The 19,789-nt window shown below is 75.4% G+C and carries 19 protein-coding genes and 2 pseudogenes; 14 read left to right on the top strand and 7 right to left on the bottom strand.

What is annotated here, in order from left to right:
* Positions 1–8 precede the first annotated feature (8 nt).
* The gene (locus OG689_RS35075) at positions 9–437 is read left to right on the top strand and encodes a hypothetical protein (RefSeq protein ID WP_266325093.1); all 429 of its coding nucleotides are present in this window, start codon (positions 9–11) and stop codon (positions 435–437) included.
* 74 nt (positions 438–511) lie between these two features.
* Here the strand turns inward: OG689_RS35075 and OG689_RS35070 are convergent, their stop codons facing one another.
* Positions 512–781, bottom strand: a complete 270-nt coding sequence (locus tag OG689_RS35070; RefSeq protein WP_266325091.1) for an immunity 53 family protein — start codon at positions 779–781, stop codon at positions 512–514.
* A gap of 194 nt (positions 782–975) precedes the next feature.
* Here OG689_RS35070 and OG689_RS35065 point away from each other — a divergent pair, with 194 nt between their 5' ends.
* On the top strand, positions 976–1,692 hold the full coding sequence (locus OG689_RS35065; protein ID WP_266325089.1) for a hypothetical protein: 717 nt from the start codon (positions 976–978) through the stop codon (positions 1,690–1,692).
* A gap of 64 nt (positions 1,693–1,756) precedes the next feature.
* Here the strand turns inward: OG689_RS35065 and OG689_RS35060 are convergent, their stop codons facing one another.
* The gene (locus tag OG689_RS35060; protein WP_266325087.1) at positions 1,757–2,803 is read right to left on the bottom strand and encodes a hypothetical protein; all 1,047 of its coding nucleotides are present in this window, start codon (positions 2,801–2,803) and stop codon (positions 1,757–1,759) included.
* 105 nt (positions 2,804–2,908) lie between these two features.
* On the opposite strand from OG689_RS35060, the gene OG689_RS35055 reads away from it, so the two are divergent.
* The 3 genes and pseudogenes from OG689_RS35055 to OG689_RS35045 all read left to right on the top strand — a co-directional run.
* Complete coding sequence (locus OG689_RS35055) at positions 2,909–3,514, top strand: GDSL-type esterase/lipase family protein (protein ID WP_266325085.1); 606 nt, start codon at positions 2,909–2,911, stop codon at positions 3,512–3,514.
* 412 nt (positions 3,515–3,926) lie between these two features.
* A complete protein-coding gene (locus tag OG689_RS35050) occupies positions 3,927–6,353 on the top strand; it encodes an ATP-binding domain-containing protein (protein WP_266325083.1) in 2,427 nt (808 codons plus the stop codon).
* 113 nt (positions 6,354–6,466) lie between these two features.
* A pseudogene (locus OG689_RS35045) lies at positions 6,467–6,628 on the top strand (GNAT family N-acetyltransferase); the annotation flags it as partial.
* Positions 6,629–6,694: 66 nt separating this feature from the next.
* On the opposite strand, the gene OG689_RS35040 reads toward OG689_RS35045, so the two are convergent.
* Together OG689_RS35040 and OG689_RS35035 are read right to left on the bottom strand one after the other, a co-directional pair.
* Positions 6,695–7,867, bottom strand: a complete 1,173-nt coding sequence (locus OG689_RS35040; RefSeq protein WP_266325081.1) for a HAMP domain-containing sensor histidine kinase — start codon at positions 7,865–7,867, stop codon at positions 6,695–6,697.
* Positions 7,864–8,577, bottom strand: coding sequence for a response regulator transcription factor (locus OG689_RS35035; RefSeq protein WP_266327663.1), 714 nt, complete (start codon positions 8,575–8,577; stop codon positions 7,864–7,866). Before OG689_RS35035 ends, OG689_RS35040 begins: the two co-directional genes overlap by 4 nt.
* 235 nt (positions 8,578–8,812) lie before the next feature.
* Here OG689_RS35035 and OG689_RS35030 point away from each other — a divergent pair.
* The 3 genes and pseudogenes from OG689_RS35030 to OG689_RS35020 all read left to right on the top strand — a co-directional run.
* Positions 8,813–9,502 (top strand): annotated as a pseudogene (locus OG689_RS35030) (glycosyltransferase family 2 protein); the annotation flags it as partial.
* A complete protein-coding gene (locus OG689_RS35025; protein WP_266327661.1) occupies positions 9,488–10,195 on the top strand; it encodes a DUF2064 domain-containing protein in 708 nt (235 codons plus the stop codon). The pseudogene OG689_RS35030 and the gene OG689_RS35025, both read left to right, overlap by 15 nt.
* Positions 10,192–10,896: a methyltransferase domain-containing protein gene (locus OG689_RS35020; RefSeq protein ID WP_266325079.1), complete on the top strand. Its 705-nt coding sequence runs from the start codon at positions 10,192–10,194 to the stop codon at positions 10,894–10,896. The genes OG689_RS35025 and OG689_RS35020 overlap by 4 nt, the downstream gene beginning before the upstream one ends.
* Positions 10,897–10,999: 103 nt before the next feature.
* On the opposite strand, the gene OG689_RS35015 is transcribed toward OG689_RS35020, so the two are convergent.
* The 3 genes from OG689_RS35015 to OG689_RS35005 all read right to left on the bottom strand — a co-directional run bounded on the left by OG689_RS35015 (position 11,000) and on the right by OG689_RS35005 (position 14,636).
* Entirely contained in the window at positions 11,000–11,992 is a 993-nt protein-coding gene (locus OG689_RS35015; RefSeq protein WP_266325077.1) for a zinc metalloprotease, read from the bottom strand.
* A 291-nt stretch (positions 11,993–12,283) separates the two neighbouring features.
* A complete protein-coding gene (locus tag OG689_RS35010; RefSeq protein ID WP_266325075.1) occupies positions 12,284–12,946 on the bottom strand; it encodes an AAA family ATPase in 663 nt (220 codons plus the stop codon).
* A gap of 178 nt (positions 12,947–13,124) precedes the next feature.
* Positions 13,125–14,636: a glycosyltransferase 87 family protein gene (locus OG689_RS35005; RefSeq protein ID WP_266325073.1), complete on the bottom strand. Its 1,512-nt coding sequence runs from the start codon at positions 14,634–14,636 to the stop codon at positions 13,125–13,127.
* A 197-nt stretch (positions 14,637–14,833) separates the two neighbouring features.
* Here OG689_RS35005 and OG689_RS35000 point away from each other — a divergent pair, with 197 nt between their 5' ends.
* The 6 genes from OG689_RS35000 (at position 14,834) to OG689_RS34975 (ending at position 19,767) form a co-directional block, all read left to right on the top strand.
* On the top strand, positions 14,834–15,931 hold the full coding sequence (locus OG689_RS35000) for a molybdopterin-dependent oxidoreductase (protein ID WP_266327659.1): 1,098 nt from the start codon (positions 14,834–14,836) through the stop codon (positions 15,929–15,931).
* The gene (locus tag OG689_RS34995; RefSeq protein WP_266325072.1) at positions 15,928–16,341 is read left to right on the top strand and encodes a hypothetical protein; all 414 of its coding nucleotides are present in this window, start codon (positions 15,928–15,930) and stop codon (positions 16,339–16,341) included. The genes OG689_RS35000 and OG689_RS34995 overlap by 4 nt, the downstream gene beginning before the upstream one ends.
* Positions 16,342–16,508: 167 nt before the next feature.
* A complete protein-coding gene (locus OG689_RS34990; protein WP_266325070.1) occupies positions 16,509–16,676 on the top strand; it encodes a hypothetical protein in 168 nt (55 codons plus the stop codon).
* Positions 16,677–17,273: 597 nt separating this feature from the next.
* Positions 17,274–18,116, top strand: coding sequence for a hypothetical protein (locus OG689_RS34985; RefSeq protein ID WP_266325068.1), 843 nt, complete (start codon positions 17,274–17,276; stop codon positions 18,114–18,116).
* 299 nt (positions 18,117–18,415) lie between these two features.
* On the top strand, positions 18,416–18,889 hold the full coding sequence (locus OG689_RS34980) for a carboxymuconolactone decarboxylase family protein (RefSeq protein WP_266325066.1): 474 nt from the start codon (positions 18,416–18,418) through the stop codon (positions 18,887–18,889).
* A 419-nt stretch (positions 18,890–19,308) separates the two neighbouring features.
* A complete protein-coding gene (locus OG689_RS34975; RefSeq protein ID WP_266325064.1) occupies positions 19,309–19,767 on the top strand; it encodes a hypothetical protein in 459 nt (152 codons plus the stop codon).
* Positions 19,768–19,789: the final 22 nt, after the last annotated feature.

Here is a 19,789-nt window from a genome sequence, read left to right as displayed (position 1 = left end):
CTGGGGCGATGCCGAAGAAGCGTTCGCGTGCCGCGGGTCCCGCCGTGGCGGACCAGCCCGTACCCGAGCGCGAGGGCGAGAGCGAGGGCGAGCAGTGGACCAACATGGAACTCCACTCCCCCGTGCGGTACAAGGGGTTCACCGACGCCGAGGGCGTCCGGTGGGCCCTCGCCCGGGGGCCGCTCGACCCGCGGCGGGCCAAGCGGCTGGCCGTCACCGCCGACCTGATGTGGATGGGCTGCGACGTCGGGCACGACTGGGACCGGTACACCTACGTGCCCGAGTACGTCCCGACCGCCGAACGGCCCGCCAGGTGGCTGGAGATCAGGAAGCGGCTCAACGTGCGGGACTGGGACCCGCTGCACGGCCGGGCCTTCCTGGCCTACGAGTTCGTCTCCAACGGCCGGGTCCTGCTCTACATCGACGTGTACTGCTGAACCTGGTGCTCCAACCGCACAGGCTCGCCGGGTGCAGCGGCGCCCCGGGCCGAAGCTGTCGAACTGGCGCTGTCCTACCGCTCCTCGGGGGCGTTCCTCCTCGCCCAACTGCGGAAGAGGGTGAGTGCCACGGTGAGGTTGCCCGATCCGCATGCGGCGTGGAAGGCCAGATCAGCGGTCCGGGCCATGACCCAGTCGTCCTTGCCCCGCTTGATGTCCTGGCGGGGAAATTCGCGCCCTTCGAGGTCGGTCTCCTCCAGGTCCACGCGGACCGACCAACCGGGCTTGTCGAGCGTGTCGATCGTCACGCCCCACTCGTGCTCCCAGTCCTCGTCGCACTGCACGGACTACCACCCCTGCAGCCAGTCCATGACATGCTCGGCTTCGTTCATGGCACCAGATGCTGAGCTAGCCGCCGATCACGCACCGGGCGTACTCCGGGCGGCACAGGGATCGCCCCGTCCGGCCTCTCACCGGCTGCTGCACAATGGCCCCGGACACCCGCCGGGGTGCGGCCAGGACGAGGAAGGCCAGTGACGTGGTGCTGTGGCGCGGGATCGACTTCACCGTGGACGGGCACGAGCCGAACGGAGCCGAGGAGTACTACCGGATCGGCCTGCACTGCTGGAACGGCGCGCAGCACCGTGAGGCGGCCGCCTTCTTCCTGGGAGCGGCGGCGGCCGACGGGCACGGCGCCGCCGTCGAGCTCCTCGGGCACGTCGAGTACACGCAGGGACGGTACGCGAGCGCGCTGCCGTGGCTGCGGCAGAGCACGGGTTCGCCACGGGCGGCCTACTACCTCGCTTCGCTGTACCACCAGGGCTGCGCACAGGCGGGTCTCGGGCAGTCGTTCGACGAAGCCGCCCGCTGGTACCGCGCCGCGGCCGAACTGGGCGAGCCCGAAGCGATGCTCGCCCTGGGCGACCTGTACCTGGAGGGGTTGCTGCCACTGACCCACGCCCCCGTGGCGCACGCCTTGCAGTATTTCCTGGCGGCCGCCGCCCGCGACCACCCGTACGCCCAGTACCGCGCCGCCGAGCTCTACCGCACCTACCACCAGGACACCGGTCGGGCCGCCGCGCTGTACCGGTCCTGCGTGGACAACCCGCTGACCGGACGCCACGCGCTGGGGTCGTTGATGCTCCTGCAGAGTCAGGCGCACCTGCGGGAGATGTCGGCGACCGACACGGCCCGGCTGCTGCAGCAGCGGCGCGAGGCCGTCAACCCCGAGCAGCGCCGCGGCGACTTCTACTGAGGCCAGGGACATGTCCGCCGAGCGGGGGCGGCTGCGGCGGCCCGTCGGCGCGCTCTCCGGCCCGTCAGCCGCACGCGAGGACCCACAGGAAGACGGCGACCGTGCGGAGCAGGTCTTGCGTCTCCTCGGTCTGGGTGCGCAGCGCTCCGGGCACATGCGACGCCTCCCAGGAGTCCGGGTCCACCGGCGGGTGCGGCTCGGCCGCCCAGAGGTGCCCGAGCTCCTCGGTGCTGGTCCGCAGCGCCGTGCAGGCACCGGCCGTGCTGTCGAGGACGTGGGCCAGCGGGCCCGGGCCTGCGTGCCCGTCGCGCGGCAGCGCGTCGGCGGCGGCGGACAGCACGGCTGCGAGGTCGACCAGGCGCGATGCCTGCGTCAGCCAGCTCGACGTCCGGCCCCCTGCGGCGGCGGGTTCGTCGGCCGGGAGCCGGTCCAGGCCCGTCCGTCGGCCGGCGGACCTTTCCTGGGCGGTGGGCAGCCAAGTCCCGCGCTCCCGTTGGTCGTCCGCCTGTCGCATGGCCGCCCTCGCCCGGGCGAGGGCCGCCGGCCAGTCGCCCTGTTCCCAGTCGGGTGTCGCCCGCAGTTCCCGGACGCGGTGGCCGAGCGTAGGCCGTGCAGCGGCGGGGCGGGAAGGCACAGGCTCGGCCGCGACGTGGATCTGCAGGACGTGCCTGATCCTGGCCACCGACTCGGCGCTCCCGAAGCCGATCCACCCGTTGCGGGCGCCGTCGGGCAGGGGGCCGGCCGCCAGGGGTTCGGCCCCCGGGGCGCAGTGCCGCAGGGTGTCGGCGAGTGGGACTTCGTCGATCAGGACCCCGGCGTCGAAGGCGGCCCGCCACAGCACCAGGCCCACGGTGTGCGGGCCGTCTCCCCACGGCCACTTGGCCCGCGGACCGGGATCCGCGGCAACCCGCCGAGGTGCCAGGGCGCCCGGGCCGAGGCTCTGTTCCTGGCACCAGGCGACCAGCACGCCCGCCTGCCGGCAGGCCCGCTCCCAGGCCCCGCAGCCGTAGGCGGCCCGGTGCCCCGCCTCCCAGCCGTCCAGGTCCCGGTCCACGTCTCGGTCCCGGTCCCGGTCCACGTCCACCATGTCCACGTCCACGTCCACGTCCACGGGAGGAACCGTAACGCGGCACCGGTCGCCGGTCCGTAGCTGAGCAGGCCTCGGAGAACCGGCCGGCCCGGTCCCGGCCCCCGACGGGCGTGCGACTATCACCGCATGACTCGTGATCTCCGCATCTGCTTCGTCGGGGACTCCCTGGTGGCCGGGGTCGGCGATCCCGGCTGCCTCGGCTGGCCCGGCCGGCTGGCCGCCCGGGCCTTCGCCGACGGCCTGCCGTCCACCCACTACAACCTCGGGGTCCGTCGCGAGACCTCCGCGGACATCATCGGCCGCTGGGAGGACGAGTGCGCCCGGCGGCTGCGGCACGGCACCGACCTGCGGGTCGTCTTCTGCTTCGGCGTCAACGACGCCGCCCACGAGGGTGATCGCCCCCGCGTCGCGCCCGAGCAGTCGGCAGCGAACCTGGCGGCGATGCTCGACCGGGCCGCGGCCCGGGGCTGGACCGCCCTGGTGGTCTCCCCGCCGCCGGTCTCCGATCCGGCGCACAGTGCCCGTACCGCGCTGCTCGACGAGGACTTCGCCCGCGTCTGCCGGGCGGCCGGCGTCCCGTACGTCTCGGTGCACCGGGCGCTGAGCGGGAACGCCGTGTGGATGCGCGAGGTCGCCCTCGGGGACGGGGCGCACCCGGGCGCCGCAGGGTACGAGGAGTACGCTGCCCTCCTCGCCCCGCACTGGCAGGCCTGGTTGGCCACTTCGGGATGAGGGGCGGGGTATCGGGCGGGGCCGGGCGGCCGGGCCTGACGGTCCGTAGAGGGCCAGGGTGAAGAACTCCCGCTCCGCTGCTGCATCCGGGTGTCCGCGGCGGAAGTGGCCCGGGGCAAGGGAGTTGCGCCGCGAGGATCGCTGTGGGCAGTGCGCCGCCGATGTGCCGGGAGGGCGGGGAGGTCCTCCGTCCGTTCCGGACGGGAGAGGGAAAGAAGGCGAACCCACTCCTTTCCACTCTCAATCTATAGCGCATGGGGGGCCTTGCGGCAAGGCCCCCCATGTACCGCAGAATCGTCCGCCTGGGCCCGGGACCAGGCCGGATTCCCGGGAACAGGAGAGTCACCACCGACGGTGAGTGCCGTCGTGGCTCCGCCCCGACTGCCCGACCCCACTGAGAAATCCTGATCCGATGGAGTTCGTCTTGGTCTTTTCGTCATCGTCCTCGTCCGCGTCCCCCGCAGCGGCCGCCCCCGGCACCGGGCCCGGGGCGCACCCGGGCGAGGCCGGCACCGAGCCCTCCGGCGCCTGGCGGAGCGCGGAGCTGCGGGCGGAGAACGCGTACGTCGGTGCGCTGTACGACCGCCTTGAGGCCCAGCGCGCGCTCGCGGCCGCCCGGCTGCGCGAGACCCACCTCCAGGACCAGGGCGGGACGTACCAGTCCCGGATGGAACGCGACACGCTGGAGCTCCACCACACCCGCCGACTGTCGGAGCTGCACGCCGCCGAGTACGGGCTCTGCTTCGGCCGGATCGAGAACGCCGACGGCGAGCGGCAGTACATCGGCCGGATCGCGCTGGCGGACGAGGAGCACGAGCCGCTGCTCACCGACTGGCGGGCGCCCGCCGCGGAGCCGTTCTACCGGGCGACGCCCGCAGCGCCCGGCCAGGTGGCGGCGCGGCGGCACCTGCGGAGCAAGGGCCGGACGGTCGTCGACTTCGACGACGACGCCTTCGGCGTGAGCGCCCTGGAGGGCCGGGCGGGCTCCGAGCTCAGCGGGGAGGGCGCCCTGCTCGCCTCCCTGACGGCGGCCCGGACGGGCCGGATGGGCGACATCGTCGCCACCATCCAGGCCGAGCAGGACCGGGTGATCCGCTCCGAGCTGGGCGGCGTGCTGGTCGTCCAGGGCGGCCCGGGCACCGGCAAGACCGTGGTCGCCCTGCACCGTGCGGCGTACCTGCTGTACACCCACCGGGACCGGCTGGCCAAGCGCGGCGTGCTGGTCATCGGGCCGAACACCACCTTCCTGCGCTACATCGACCAGGTGCTCCCCGCACTCGGCGAGAGCGAGGTCGTGCTCAGCAGCATCGGCGTGCTCCACCCGGGCGTGACCGCGACCGGACCGGACACGCCCGAGGCGGCCGCCGTGAAGGGCGACGCCCGGATGGTGGGGGTGCTCACCGCCGCGCTGGAGGGCCTGCGGCAGCTGCCCGAGGAGTCGTGGACCATCACGGTGGGCCGCAGGTCGTCCCGCCAGGAGGAGCTCGAGGTGGGCCGGGCCCTGTGCGAGCGGGCGCACGCGGCCGCGCACCGGAGCGGCGAACCGCACAACCTGGCCCGGCCCGACCTGGTCGAGCGGCTCACCTCGGAGCTGGCCCTGCGGATCGCCCGGGAGCGCGGCGGGGACCTGGACCTGGACGCCGTGGCCGACCTCGCGGACGCGCTCGTCGACGAGCCCGACATCCAGGCCCTGGCCGACCGGCTGTGGCCGCTGCTCACCCCGGAACAGCTGCTCACCGCCCTGTACGGCTCCGCGGAGCTGCTGGCGGCGGCGATGCCGGACTTCACCGGGGCCGAACGCGCCGCGCTGCTGCGCGAGCAGGCGGGCCCGGAGCGGCCGGGCCCCGATCAGCCGGTCCCGGCGCAGCCGGCCCAGGAACAGGCGGACGGCCGGTGGACCGTCGCCGACGTCCCGCTGCTCGACGAGGCCGCCGAACTGCTCGGCCCGCTGCCGGGCAACACCACCACCGACCGGGCCGAAGCCGTCGCCAGGGCCCGGGAGCTGGAGTTCGCCAAGCTCGTCCTGGAGGACTTCGGCGCGGGGCTGGTCGAGATCGACGCGGAGATGCTGGCCGGCCAGTACCGCGGTGAGCAGTCGCTGCGTCCCCTCGCCGAGCGCGCGGCCGAGGACCGCACCTGGGCCTACGGGCACGTGATCGTGGACGAGGCGCAGGAGCTGTCCCCGATGGACTGGCGGATGCTGGCCCGCCGCTGCCCCGGCCGTTCCATGACGATCGTGGGCGACCTGGCGCAGACCGGCGCGCCGGCCGGGCCGAGCTCCTGGGGCGAGGCCCTGGACGAGTACACGGCGGGCCGCTGGCGCACGGTGGAACTCTCCGTCAACTACCGGACCCCGGCCGAGATCATGCGGGTCACCGAGGGCGTGCTGCGGGCGCTCGACCCGGCGCTCCGCGCCCCCAGCGCGGTGCGCAGCGGCGGGATCCCGCCGTGGAGCCTGCGGATCGCCGGGGACGACCGGGGGCCGGGGCTGCGCGCCGCCGTGGAGAAGGAGATCGCGGCGCTCGACGGCGGCCGGACGGCGATCATTCATGCCCCGACCTGGTCGGCCGCCCGGGTCGGCGAGCTGGCCGCACTGGACGGCGTCGCCGCCTTCGACGACCGGGCGGCGCTGGACTCGCCCGTCGTGCTGCTGACCGCCGCCCAGGCCAAGGGGCTGGAGTTCGACACCGTGCTGGTGCTGGAACCGGCGGAGATCCTGGCGGCGCACAATCGCGGCGTGAACGACCTCTACGTCGCCCTCACCCGTGCGACGAAGAGCCTCGGGGTGGTCCACAGCGGGGACCTGCCGGAGATGCTGGCGGGGCTGGAGCCGCGCTGACCACGGGGCGGGTACGGGCGCGGACCCGCCCGGGGCGCCCCCCGCCCGGCCCGGGTCGGTGCCGCCGAAAGTGGATGGCCCGGCGCGGCGGCCGGTGGGTGGCGTCGCTGTCCGTGATCCCGAGCCTGCGTACCCGACGCCTGCAGCTGGACCCGTACTTCACCGAGGACGAGGAGGGGTTCGTCGCGCTCTTCCTGGACGCGCGGGTGTCGCGGTGGACGGGTGACGGCCCGTGTCCGGAGGAGGAGATCCGGGCCCTGTTCGGGCGGATCTTCCGGCTCCGCGCCCACCCCCAGGGCTGAGCCGACGCCCCGGGCCGGGGGCGCGGCGGCCGGCCGGGCTCAGCGCAGGGCGGCGGCCGCCGGCAGCGCGATCTCGAAGCAGCAGCCGCCGGTGACGTTGTGCACGCTCGCCCGGCCGGCGTGCGCCTCGACGATCCCGCGGACGATGGCCAGGCCGAGCCCGGCCCCGCTGTCCCCGTGCCGGGCGTCGCTGTGCGCGGCGTCGGCCCCCACCTCGGCGGGCACCCGCGGGGTGCGGGCGGTGACGCCGCGCCAACCGGTCTCGAAGACCCGTGGCAGGTCGGGCTCGGGGATGCCGCCGCAGCCGTCGGTCACCGAGAGCACCACCTCGTCCCGCTCCTGGCGGGCCGCCACGGCCACCACGCCGTCGGCCGGGGTCGAGCGGATCGCATTGACCAGCAGGTTGCCGAGCACCCGGGTGATCTCCCGGCCGTCCACCTCGACCGGCGCCGGCTCCACGCTGCCGCCCAGCAGCCGCACCCCGCGCTGGCGGGCCAGCGGATAGGCGCCCGCGATGGCGTCCCCGACCAGGTCGTACACCGAGACCCGGGAGAGCGAGAGGGTCAGCGCGCCGGCCTGGATCCGGGACAGCTCGAAGAGGTCGTCCACCATGCCGGTGAGCCGGTCGACCTCGGTGCGGATCTGGGCGTGGTAGCGGCGCGGGTCCTCGGCGACGCCGTCCTCCAGGGCCTCCGCCATGGCGCGCAGCCCGGCCAGCGGGGTGCGCAGGTCGTGCGAGATCCAGGCGATCAGCTCGCGCCGGGAGGACTCCAGGGTCTGCTCCCGGCGGCGGGACTCCGCCAGCCGGGCGCTGGTGGCGGACAGCTCGGCGCTGAGTGCGGCCAGCTCGGAGCCGAGCGGCCCGTCCGGCGCCGCGAACCCGTCGTCGCTGCCGACCGTCCGGGCGGCGAGGGCCAGCGCCCGGCTGCCCGCCACCACCTGGCGGCCGAGCAGCGCGGCGGTGGCGAGCGAGACCACGGCGGCCATGCAGAGCACCGTGATGACCACCCCCAGGTCGTGGTGCGAGAGGAACATCGCCTGCGCGACGGCCAGTGTCCCGGTGGTCATCGCGAGGACGGTGACCACGGCGACGCTGAACAGCGAGAGCGCGACCGACCGGCGGCGCAGCAGCCGGACGGCGGGCCAGCCGAGCAGGCCGGAGGCGCCCGCGCCGACGGCGGCGAAGGCGGCGATGAGCAGCAGGTCCTTCACAGGGCGGGGCCTTTCCCGGTGGGGTCGAAGCGGTAGCCGACGCCCCAGACGGTGGTGATCAGGGCGGGCGCGGCCGGGTCGTCCTCGACCTTTTCGCGCAGTCGCCTGACGTGCACGGTGACGGTGGACAGGTCGCCGAACTCCCAGCCCCAGACGCGCTGCATGAGCTCCTCCCGGCCGAAGGCGGCCCCCGGGTTTCGGAGCAGGAAGGCCAGCAGGTCGAACTCGCGCAGGGTGAGGGCCAGCTCGCGGCCGGCCCGGAAGGCGCGGCGGGCCGCCGGGTCGAGGGTGAGGTCGCCGGCGGTGAGCCGGGCGGGCTGGGCCGGCTGGCCGGCGACGGGGCCGGTGCTCGCCGAGCGGCGCAGCACGGACTGCACCCGCAGGACGAGTTCGCGCGGGCTGAAGGGCTTGGTGACGTAGTCGTCCGCGCCGAGTTCCAGCCCGAGGATGCGGTCGGACTCCTCGCCCTTGGCGGTGAGCATCACCACCGGCAGCCGGTCACCGCCCTCGCTGGCGCGCAGCCGGCGGCAGACCTCCAGTCCGTCCAGGCCGGGCAGCATGAGGTCGAGGACGACCAGGTCGGGGCGGGTGGCGGCGGCGCGGGTCAGTGCCTCGCGGCCGTCGGCGGCGCGGTCGACCCGGTAGCCGGCCCGCTGCAGGTAGCCGGTGACCACCTCGGCGACGGTGGGGTCGTCGTCGACGACGAGGATGCGGCCGGCCGGGGCCGGCCCGCCGGGCTCCGCCGGGGACGGCTCGCCCTGGACGGCGCCGGGCCGGGGGTCTTCGGCGTGGGGCGGTTCGGCCCGGAGCGGGCCGGCCGGGGGAGGTACGGCCCGGGGAGGCTGGGGAGTGGTCACAGCTCCGAGGATAGGAAGCCGGGAGGGTCCTGCGCGCCGGCCGAGGCGGCCCGTACGACTTCTGTAAGGTGGCGGTGCGGCTTTTGTCATGATTGTGCTGGGTAGCGTGAGCCGGGTGACTACCACTCCCCCTCCCCCGCCCGTCGACGTGGTGCTGCCCTGTCTGGACGAGGCCGGGGCCCTGCCGTGGGTCCTCGCGCGGATCCCGGACGGCTGGCGCGCGATCGTCGTGGACAACGGTTCGACGGACGGGTCGGCCGAGCTGGCCCGGTCGCTCGGTGCCCTGGTGGTCCACGAGCCGCGGCGCGGTTTCGGCGCCGCCTGCCACGCCGGGCTGCTCGCCGCCAGCGCCGGGACGGTCTGCTTCATGGACTGCGACGGCTCCCTCGATCCGGCCCAGCTGCACCGGGTGGTGGCCCCGCTGGCCGACGGATCGGCCGATCTGGTGCTCGGCCGGCGGCGGCCGACCACCGCGGGGGCCTGGCCGCTGCACGCCCGGCTGGCCAACCGGGTGCTCGCCCGCCGGCTGCGCGCGCACACCGGCGCGCCGCTGCACGACCTGGGCCCGATGCGGGCCGCCCACCGGGAGCGGCTGCTCGCCCTGGGTCTGGGCGACCGCCGGTCGGGCTACCCGCTGGAGATGGTGCTGGCCGCCGCGTCCGCCGGGATGCGGATCGCCGAGCGGGACGTCGCCTACCGTCCGCGGGCCGGCCGCTCCAAGGTGACCGGCACCCTGCGCGGCACCCGGCAGGCCGTCCAGGACATGCGGGCCGTGCTGGCGGCGCCGGCGCCGACCCTGCTGGTGATCGCGAAGGCTCCCGTCCCGGGCCGGGTGAAGACCAGGCTGACGCCGCCGTGCACCCCCGAGCAGGCCGCCTCGCTCGCCGAGGCCGCGCTGAGCGACACCCTGCGGGCACTCGGCTCGGTGCCGGCCGGGCGGCGACTGCTGGTGCTGGACGGCGAGCCCGGCCGGTGGCTGCCGCCCGGCTGGGAGGTGGCGCCGCAGGTGCCGGGCGGACTGGACGTCCGACTGGCCGCCGCCTTCGCGCTGGCCCCGGCGGGCGCACCGGCGCTGCTGGTCGGGATGGACACCCCGCAGCTGAGCGCCGCCGCGCTGGCAGCGCAGCTGTCGCCGGCCGCCCGGGCGGGGGCCGACGCCTGGTTCGGCCCGGCCTGGGACGGCGGCTTCTGGGCGCTCGGGCTGGCCCGGCCCACCCCCGGGCTGGCCCGGCGGCTGCTGGTCGGGGTGCCGATGTCGACCCCGCAGACCGGTGAGGTGCTGCTGGAGCGGCTGGCGCAGGCCGGTCTGACCGTCCGCCGGCTGCCGGTGCTGACCGATGTGGACACCGCCCGGGACGCCGCCGAGGTGGCGACCCTGGCGCCCGGCAGCGCGTTCGCGGCCCGCTGGCGCTCCGTCGAGGCGGTCACCGGGGCGGTCGAGGCCACCGGCGCGACCGAGGCGACCGGATGACGCCCGGCACCGCCGCTCCGGCGGCGCCCCGCCCCTGGATCGACGACCCGTTCAGCGAGGCGATCCGCACCGGGTGCGGCCCGCTCTGGCTCCGTACCGCGGACGGTCGCCGGCACCGCCTGGACGTGGAGCGCTGGTGCGCGCCGCCGGACGCGGCCGACCGCTCCCTGCTGGAGCGCTGCGCGGCGCTCGGGCGGCCGGCGCTGGACGTCGGCTGCGGCCCCGGGCGGCTGGTGGCCGAGCTGCTGGCCCTCGGCCTGCCCGCGCTCGGGGTCGACCTGACCGTCGCCGCGGTGGCCCGCACCCGGCGGCTCGGCGGCCCGGCGCTCTGCCGCTCGGTGTTCGAGCGGCTGCCGGCCGAGGGCCGCTGGGGTTCGGCGCTGCTGGCGGACGGCAACCTCGGCATCGGCGGCGATCCGGCGGCGCTGCTCGGCCGGATCGCCCAGTTGCTGCGGCCGGGCGGCCGGCTGTTCGTGGAGGTCGAACCGCGGGAGGTGGACGAGCGGCTGACCGTCCGGATCGAGAACGCGGCCGGTCACCGGGGCCCGCCGTTCCGCTGGGCCCGGCTCGGCGCCGCGGCGACGGCGGGCTGCGCGGTCGGCGTCGGCCTGGTGGAGACGGAGCGCTGGACCGTCCTCGGCCGCCACTTCCTCGCGCTGACCCGGCTGCCGGGCGCGCCCGCGCGGGCCGCGCGGCCGTGACGCGTGATCCGGGGCCCGCGGTGGACGCGGCCGCCGGGGGCGCGCCCGCGAGCCTGGTACTGACGGGTGCGCGGACGCGCCGCCCACGCACCCGTCAGGGTCGTCAGGCCCGGTAGGCGGCCCAGGAATTGGTCATCCGGGTGACCTGACCCGCGGTGAACTGGGTCATGCAGGAGTCGTAGGTGTAGTCCATGAAGTTCTTGATCGGGTCGAGGCCGGTGGCGGTGCAGGTGTCCCGGCCGGTCGGGCACTGGTAGGCGGCGCTCTTCTCGGCGGGGGTGTCGGAGACGTAGTCGCCGTTGCCGCCGCAGCCGCCCTGGAAGGTGTGGTAGAGGCCGAGCCAGTGGCCGACCTCGTGGGTGGCGGTGTCGCCCTCGTTGTAGTTGGCGGACGAGCCGCCGGGCAGCGAGGTGTCGAGGATGACGACGCCGTCGTCCTTCGGGTTCGAGTTGTACGAGCTGGGGAACGTCGCCCAGCCGAGCAGGCTCTGGCCCAGGCTGGCGGTGTACAGGTTGAGGGCGCCCGCACCGCCCTTGCGCAGGGCGGTCTTCATCGCCTTCTCCGCCGAGGAGCCGGGCGCGATGCCGTTGTACCAGGCGGCCTTGTCGGTGTAGTCGGTGCCGGCCAGCGTGAAGGTGAACGGGGTCGCGGTGTTGCCCGAGCCCTGGCCGCCGTAGGCGGCGTTGAGGACGGACAGCTGCTTGCTGATGTCCGAGGCGGTCAGTTTGCCGGTCGTGCCGGAGTGGATGACGTGCACGTACACCGGGATGGAGGTGGCCGCGATCGCCGGCGAGAGCAGGGCGCTGCCCTGGGCGGACTTGCTCAGCTGCTTGACCTTGGCGTTCAGGTCGGCGTCCATCGCGCCGGCCTGGGCGTCGGTGACGGCGTTGGGCTCGTGCGCCTGACTGCCGGCGGCGCGGCGGGCCGCGGAGTCCTGGCCGTCCTCCCCGACGCACTGGCCGGCGGCCGTGGGGGCCGAGGCGGCGGTCACCGACGCGGGGGCGGCGAACTGGGTGAGGGCCAGGGTGGCGACGAGGGCGGCGGCGCTGAGGAGTCTGCGGGGGACACGCGTGTGGACGTGGGCAGAACGACGCATCTGCTCTCCTGTGGAGAAGTGGGGGGATGGCGGTGGGGAGCCGCCGAGCCGAGGCTACGCAGGAAGGGCGTGTACGCGTCAGGTGGTAACCGGTCGTGCAATTCCTGACGACAAATCGGGCAAACTCCGGAAGTTCACCCGATCAGAGCTGGTCGGAACGGAGAATTTACCGCCCGTCACCATCGCTACCCTGTCCGAAAGTTGATTGGCCATCCCTTCCCCGCCGCAGCCGTACGCATGCCCACTGCCACCCGTACGCCTGTCACCACCCCCAAGTGCGCCCCCGGCCGGCTACGCCGCCACGAAGGCGATCTCCCCCAGCCGGCGGGCCGCCGCCCGGTCCAGCACCACCACCGAGGCGCACTCCGCCGGCGGCGCGCCGGCCCCCGCCAGGCGGCTGCGCAGCCGGGCCGCCGCCCGGCAGTGCCGGGCGAAGGCGTACGCCGACACGGTCTGGCCCCGGGCCAGCTGACCCTCCCTCGCCTCCGCGCTGCTCGCCTCCAGAAGCACCAGGTGCAGCCGCCGCCCCTGCCGGGCGGCCGCCCGCGCCAGCCAGTACCGCACCCACGGCACCGCCCCGCAGTCGTGCACCGCCAGCGGGCCGCCCGCCAGCAGCGCCCGCCGCAGCCGCCGGTAGTGCGACAACCGGACGAACGGCCGGTAGAGCGCGTACGGCAGCCAGTGCGGCAGCCGGGCCGCGTACTCCTCGCGCACCTGCTGGGAGTCGATCACCCGGGCCCGGACGGACCGCCGCAGCAGCGTGCTCTTCCCACTGCCCGGCAGCCCGGACACCACCAGCAGATCCTGCGACGGATAGTGGAGCGCGGCGGCACCCCGGCCGCCCCTCAGGTCGTGCAGCGCGCGCGGGCGCAGCGCCGGGGGGCGCGGCGCCCGTCTCGGCGGTCGCACGCGGACCGGCTGCGCGGACAGCTCGGCCTCGATCGATTCGGACACCAGTACTCCCTCCGGAGCCCGGTGCCTGTCACCCCCCGGGCCTGCTCCGACTTCTCAAAGAGACAGTAAAGAGTAGTGGTCAGGGCCGGTCCCACTGAACCCTTTTCACCGAGAGGGACGGTTTCGGACGGGTGGCCGGTTCCCGACCGTCCGGCGCGGGCCGCCGCCCGGGACCCTGTCACCGGCCCGGCCCGAACACCCGGGCCCGCCCCTTGCCGCGCCCGTTCGTCACCGAAGCACCCGTCGAAGCACCCGGCGAAGCACCTGTCGAAGCGGCCCCCGGGACAGCCCCTGAGGCACCGGCCGGGGTACCGGCCCCGGGCCGTCCTGCCCGCCGGCCGACCGCGCCCGCCAGCACCACGGCCAGCGCCACCGCGTACGCCCAGCGCTGGGCCCCGCCGCCGAGCAGATAGACCACCTGGCCGGCCGCCGGCACCGCCAGCCACTCCCACCGGCCGTCCAGTCCCACCAGCGCGACCACCAGCAGCCCGTACCAGGGGTAGCCCGGCGTGACGGCCAGCAGCGCGCCCCCGGTCACCAGCAGCGCGCCGCGCCAGGGCCGCTCCGGGTCGCCCCGGCGCAGCACGTGGAGCACCAGGGCGAGCAGCACCAGCGCCGCGCCGTACGGGGCGAGGCGGTCCGGGAGCAGCAGCCGGACCAGCGCGAACCGGTCGATCCGGTCCTGGTCGTAGCCCTCCTCCCGCAAGTACCCGGGCAGGTAGCCGAGCACCCCGGCGCCGGAGGCGACCACGTACGGCAGGTAGCCGAGGACGAAGACGCCCAGCGCGGAGAGCGGCAGCACCAGGTCCCGGGGGCGCGGGCGGCGGGCCAGCAGGCCGGACATCGCGCCGGGCAGGGCCAGTGCGGGCAGCAGTTTGGTGGCGGTGGCCGCGCCGAGCAGCGCGCCGCCGGCGCCGGCCCGCCCCCGGCCGGCCAGGACCAGCCCGGCGACCATCAGCAGCGCGCCGAGCACGTCCACGTGGGCGTCGTTCACCGCCCAGACCGCGACCCCCGGGCACCAGCCCCAGAGCGCGGCCCGCCACAGCGCGCGCCCCGGTGCTCCCGGCCGCCGGCGCAGCGCCGCCAGCAGCACCCCGGTGGTGACCACCGCCAGCAGCGCGCCGCCGGCCTGCGCCGCCCGTACGCCCCACCCCCCGGCCACCCGGTGCAGGCCGGCGAACCAGAGCTCGGCGACCGGCGGGTAGATCGTACGGACGTTCGGGCGGTTCAACCGGCTGCAGAACCCGCCGGCCGCGCGCCGCTCGTCCCAGCCGTCGCAGCCGTCGCCGACCGGGAAGAGGCCCGGCGCCCGGGCCCGCAGCCCGGCCAGGGCCGGATCGTCCGGGGCGTAGGCGTAGGGCGAGAGGCCGGCCTGCTGGACCTGACCGTCCCACACGTACCGGTACGCGTCGTCGCTGGTCCTGGGCGGGGCGAGCAGTCCGACGGCGGCGACCAGCACGCTGCCGGCGAGCACCAGCCGTCCGGCCTGCCGCACCGGCACCCGCCGCAGCAGCGCCACGGCCAGCGCGAACAGCAGCGCGTCCACCGCGTACCAGGCGTACAGCGGGCGGCGGGCGCCGAGCGTCCCGCCGCCGGTCACGGTCAGCGCCGAGGACGCGACCAGCGCGGCGAGGGCGAGGCAGCACGCCAGGGTGGCGGCGCGGCGGTGGACGGGCGGGGATCCGGGCATGCCGTCAGCCTGTCACCGCGCGGGCCCCTCCCGGCGGACCGGCGGGCGGCCGTACGACTTCCGTAAGCAGGTCGAAGCGCCTCCGCGGGCCCTGGAGCGGTTCTGATGGCGGGGTGGACGATGACACCGCCGCGCCGCGCCGCCGGCCCTACGACCTCCCGCTGCCGACCCCGCCGGAGGTGCTCCGCCGCGGCCCGCTGCGCGAGGGCACCTTCAGCTCCGCCCTGCACGAACCGCGCACCGCCGTGGTGATCGGCCGCTGGCTCGGCGCCGCCCTGCTCACCTGCTTCCTCACCGGGCTGCTCAGCCATCTGCTCCAGGAGCCGCCGACCTGGCTGCGCGACCACCTTCCCAGCCGGCCGGTGAACGGGTACCGGGTCACCCAGGGGCTGCACGTGATCAGCGGCATCGCGGCGATCCCGCTGCTCGGCGCCAAGCTGTGGACGGTCTACCCGCGGCTCTTCGAGTGGCCGCCCGCGCGCAGCGTGGCGCACGCCCTGGAGCGGCTCGGCATCGCCGTCCTGGTCGGCTCGATGCTGCTGGAGCTGTTCACCGGGCTGCTGAACACCCTGCAGTGGTACCCCTGGCCGTTCCCGTTCCGGCAGACGCACTTCTGGCTCGGCTGGCTCGCCGTCGGCGGCCTGCTGCTGCACATCGCGGTCAAGGCGCCCCTGATCGCCCAGCACTGGCGGCGTGTCAGGCCCGCTCTCGCGCAGCGCCGGGCCTTTCTGGGCGCGGTGACCGCCTCGGTCGCCGCCGTCACCCTCACCACCGCCGGGCAGACCGTCCCCTGGCTGCGCGGCCTCACCCTGCTGGCCCCGCGCCGCCCCGACATCGGCCCGCAGGGGCTGCCCGTCAACCGCACCGCCGCCCAGGCCGGCACCGGCACGGCCCCCGCAGACTGGCGCCTCACGGTCGACGGCCCGCGACCGTACGAGCTGACCATGGGCCAGCTGCTCGCCATGCCCCAGTACGAGGCCGAGCTGCCGATCGCCTGCGTCGAGGGCTGGAGCGCGTCCGCGCGCTGGGGCGGGGTACGCGTCGCGGACCTGCTCGCGCGGGCCGGGGCGCCGGCCTCCGCCCGGCTGCGGGTGACCTCGCTGGAGGCCGACGGGCCGTACCGGGTGACGGACATGCCCGCCGCCCACGCCCGCGACCCGCTCACCCTGCTCGCGCTGCGGGTCAACGGCGAGACGCTGATGCCCGACCACGGCTACCCCGCGCGGATCATCGCGCCGAACCGACCCGGTGTGCTGCAGACCAAGTGGGTCACCCGGATGGAGGCCCTCCGATGACCAGGTTCCTGAGGCTCGGCACGGCGCTGGCCGGCATCGCCCTGATGGGGTACGGGCTGTACGGGCTGCTGAACGACCACTACATCACCGGCCCGTCGGACGTCCTGGTGTGGGCCGTCGGCGGGCTGGTCCTGCACGACGGACTCTGGGTCCCGGCGGTCTGCCTGGCCGGTGCCCGGTTCGCCCGGGGCCGCGTCCTGCGGGCCTGGCTGATCGTCGCCGCCGCGCTCAGCGCCGTCGGACTGCCCGCCGTCCTGCGGGCGGGCACCGACAACGGCAACCCCACCCTGCTGCCCCTCCCGTACCTGCGCAACTACCTGCTCGTACTGGCGGCCACCGCCGCCGTCGCCCTGCTCGGGGTGGCCGCGGCGGCGGTCCGGCGGCGCGGACGGCGCGCCGGACCGGGGTGACGGGGCGGGGTGACGGGGCGGTTCGCGGGCTCGGTGGCGGGCCGGGTGACCGGGGCCGTCACCCGGGGCGCGCAGGAGCGGGGGCGGGCGAAGGATCCGGCCGATGAAATACCCGGTGGGGTATCCTGGAGCAGACCCGCCAGCAATCCCCGGAAAGGGGAACCCCCATGTGCCGACGCGCCACGTGCCGCACCTGCAAGAAGATCACCTACGCCGGCTGCGGCATGCACGTCGACCAGGTCCTGACCGGGGTGCCCGCGGCCGACCGCTGCGGCTGCGAGCGGAACGGGAAGGCCGGCGGATTCAGCCTCCGCAAGCTGTTCGGCCGCGGCTGAACCGCCGGCGGCCGAACCTGCCCCACAAGGGGCCGCCGGAGAGGACCGATGTCGCAACCCCTGCGCTCGCAGCCCATAGCTGACGGGACGTCAAGACCGTGGTCGGCGATCTCCTGGAGTGCGGCGGGGCCGCACTCCAGCGGCGGAGCGCGTCGACGCCCGGGCCCTCCCCGAGGGCCGCGGCGGGATCGGAGTCAGCGGTGCACGATGACGTGGTACGGGAGTCCGCGAGGGCGGGCCGGGTGGTGCTCCGGGTCGAGCTGCACCGGCCCGGCGCGCAGGACCGCCCCCACGGGAGCTCCGAGCACTAGCTCCGCCACCTCCGCCCGGCGTACGGGATTCGGGAGGGGCGGTTGCCCGGGCCGCTGCCGCACTGACACCGGTCCGGGCGGGGCGGCCCGTCCGAAGCCGCGGCCCGGTCCGAAGCGGGGCCCGGTCCAGGGCCGGCCGGGCGCTGCCCGCCCCTCGGGCCCACCTGCCCCTCGGCACCGCCCGCCGGCCGGCGCTGCGGCCACCCGCCGGCCGGGGCCGCGCGCCACCGGGGAAAGCCACGTTTCACTGCCCGCCGGCCACGGCCGGCGGCGCTACGCTCGGGCCGTGGGAGAGCCCGAGCAGCGCGCCGAAGGCGCAGGACCGTTCACCACCCGTCTCACCTGGCGCCTCCCGGCGGGGGAAACGGTGGTCTGGGAGTCGCGGCTCGCGCGAAGGCGTGGCGCCCTGTCCGTCCGTGCCCCGGGCGGCGCCGCCGCCAGCCCCACGACGGCCGACGCGGACGCGCTCGGCCGCCTCCGGAGACTGAACGCCATCGCCTCCGTCGCGTTCGTCATCGGCGGGGCACTGTTCGCCCTCGGCGCCGCCGTCTCCCAGTTCGGCTCCGGTGATCCGACCGTGAGCGCCTCGGTCTACTTCGCCGGGGGCCTGTTCTTCAACACCGGGGGCTACGCCTCCCTGCTGCAGGTGCTGAACGCGCCCCGCCACTCGGTGGCCGACGGATCGCTGGTCACCCAGCGCTGGCGGTGGTGGGCGTACGAGCCGATGCGGGTGGACTGGCTGAGCGCCGTCACGCTGTTCGTCGGCACGCTCGTGTTCGCCGTCAACCTGCTGGACTCCTTCCGCCAGGGGCTCACCGCCCAGCAGGCCAACCGGTCGATCTGGACGCCCGACGTGATCGGCTGCGTGCTGTTCCTGGTGTCGGGGCATCTCGGGTTCGTCGAGATCTGCCACCGGTCCTGGCCCTGCTTCCGCTCGCGCAACCTGGGCTGGTGGGTCGTCGCGGTGAACCAGTTCGGGTCGGTGCTCTTCATGGTCTCGGCGGTGGCCGCCTTCACCCGGCCCGCCACCGGGAGCCTGGTCGACCCGGGCATCGCCAACTGGACGACCTTCGTCGGCGCGCTGAGCTTCTCGGTCGGCGGCGTGCTCCAGGCCTTCGAGCGACCGTAGGCACCCGGCCCCGGGCACACGGGGGTTCGTCCATGAGTGTTCGCGGCTCGGGCCTGCCGTCCGGCCCGGTGCCCCGGCGGCGGTCGGGCGTCCGCGCCCTGGCGGTCTTCACCTCGTCCTCGTGACCGGCGAGCACATTGCCCCCGTCGAAGCCGCGGGTGGCGCGCGGAAGCAAGCGTGGCCACGCGGCGGCGAGCGGGAGTGACGCAGGTCACAGCACAGCGGTCCGGCCGGCTGTCACATCCCGCCCCGCGGGGCCGTCATTGCTGTGGAACCACCGACACGGCAAGGAGATCGCCATGGAAGCCCGTCTCAACCTCTACGGCAACACCGGCGCGGCCAAGTTCGCGAAGTACATCAACTCGGCGGGCAAGGTCGTCTCGGACTCGACCCTGCCGGCCGCGACCCAGGAGCTGGTGAAGATCCGCGCCAGCCAGATCAACGGCTGCGGCTTCTGCACCGACATGCACACCAAGGACGCGGCCCACGCCGGGGAGACCCAGGTGCGCCTCAACCTGGTCGCGGCCTGGCGCGAGGCCCGGGTCTTCACCGACGCCGAGCGGGCCGCCCTGGAACTGACCGAGCAGGGCACCCGGATCGCCGACGCCGCCGGCGGCGTCACCGACGAGGCCTGGGCCGAGGCCGCCAAGTACCACGACGAGGACCAGCTCGCCGCCCTGGTGTCCCTGATCGCCCTGATCAACGCCTACAACCGGATGAACGTGATCATCCAGCAGCCCGCCGGCGACTACCAGCCGGGCCAGTTCGGCTGATCGCGCCCACCGGCGGAGCGCGACAGCAGCGCCCGCCGGGGCGTGACGCGCGGGGCGTCCGACGGGCCGTGGCCCGTCGGACGCCCCGCTCCGCTCCCGGCGGCAGGTGACACCGCGCACACCAGACTCCGGACCGCCCATCGTCTCGGCGTCCACGCATCCCGGCCCGCCCTGCACGGTGATCGTGTCGAGCCGGGGCCGCGTGCCGCCCCGGCTCGCCGCCGCGGGCCGACTGCGGCGCGTACCGAAGTGATCGGCCCGCGTGCCGGCGCCGGGGAAGACCCGGGAACGTCCGCCCGCAACCGAAATGATCTCTGTTGCGTCCTGTCCTCGTGGCATGGCAGGGTCACGCGTCGGCACGGACGGGACCGCAGGCCCGTGCCGTCCGTTCCACCTGTTTCAGCGATCAAGGAGACTTCATGAGCACGGCTGACCCCGGCTTCGTCACCGGTCGGGTCCTCGCGCAGCCCCCCGCGTCCGCCGAACCGACGGCGTCGATGCGGCTGCTGAGCGCCGGCCCGACCCCGAGCCCCTCGCCGGGACCGGCCCCCTCGCTCGCGACCACCCGCCTGGACAACCCTGACGAGCTGTCGGCCTCCGCCGGGATCGCGCAGCAGACCGCCACGGACCTGAACGACGCGGGCAGCAAGGCCGGTCCGTCCCGCCAGGGGTTGACCGACTACGCGGCGACGACCGCGAGCCAGCTGCGCGGCTTCGGCTTCGGCGGAGCGCTCACCGGCGCCACGGACCGCTGGCAGCAGCAGGTGGGCAAGCTCCACGACGCCCTGACCGACGTGGCCCGGAAGTTGGAAGACACCCGGCGCAACTACACCCACACCGAGGCCGCCAACGCCGGCCGGTTCAACCGCCCGAACTGAGCGAGACAGGAGCGGACGACCT

The organism is Kitasatospora sp. NBC_00240, from assembly GCF_026342405.1.
Taxonomy (GTDB): Bacteria; Actinomycetota; Actinomycetes; order Streptomycetales; family Streptomycetaceae; genus Kitasatospora.
Note: the sequence above shows the minus strand (reverse complement) of the source record. Positions and strands in the feature narration are given on the sequence as shown.

Excerpts from the sequence above, each read along its gene's own strand:
- OG689_RS35075 (WP_266325093.1), top strand. The coding sequence starts at position 9 with ATGCCGAAGAAGCGTTCGCGTGCCGCGGGTCCCGCCGTGGCGGACCAG.
- OG689_RS35055 (WP_266325085.1), top strand. The coding sequence starts at position 2,909 with ATGACTCGTGATCTCCGCATCTGCTTCGTCGGGGACTCCCTGGTGGCC.
- OG689_RS35050 (WP_266325083.1), top strand. The coding sequence starts at position 3,927 with ATGGAGTTCGTCTTGGTCTTTTCGTCATCGTCCTCGTCCGCGTCCCCC.
- OG689_RS35025 (WP_266327661.1), top strand. The coding sequence starts at position 9,488 with ATGCGGGCCGTGCTGGCGGCGCCGGCGCCGACCCTGCTGGTGATCGCG.
- OG689_RS35020 (WP_266325079.1), top strand. The coding sequence starts at position 10,192 with ATGACGCCCGGCACCGCCGCTCCGGCGGCGCCCCGCCCCTGGATCGAC.
- OG689_RS35015 (WP_266325077.1), bottom strand. The coding sequence starts at position 11,992 with ATGCGTCGTTCTGCCCACGTCCACACGCGTGTCCCCCGCAGACTCCTC.
- OG689_RS35005 (WP_266325073.1), bottom strand. The coding sequence starts at position 14,636 with ATGCCCGGATCCCCGCCCGTCCACCGCCGCGCCGCCACCCTGGCGTGC.
- OG689_RS34995 (WP_266325072.1), top strand. The coding sequence starts at position 15,928 with ATGACCAGGTTCCTGAGGCTCGGCACGGCGCTGGCCGGCATCGCCCTG.
- OG689_RS34990 (WP_266325070.1), top strand. The coding sequence starts at position 16,509 with ATGTGCCGACGCGCCACGTGCCGCACCTGCAAGAAGATCACCTACGCC.
- OG689_RS34980 (WP_266325066.1), top strand. The coding sequence starts at position 18,416 with ATGGAAGCCCGTCTCAACCTCTACGGCAACACCGGCGCGGCCAAGTTC.
- OG689_RS34975 (WP_266325064.1), top strand. The coding sequence starts at position 19,309 with ATGAGCACGGCTGACCCCGGCTTCGTCACCGGTCGGGTCCTCGCGCAG.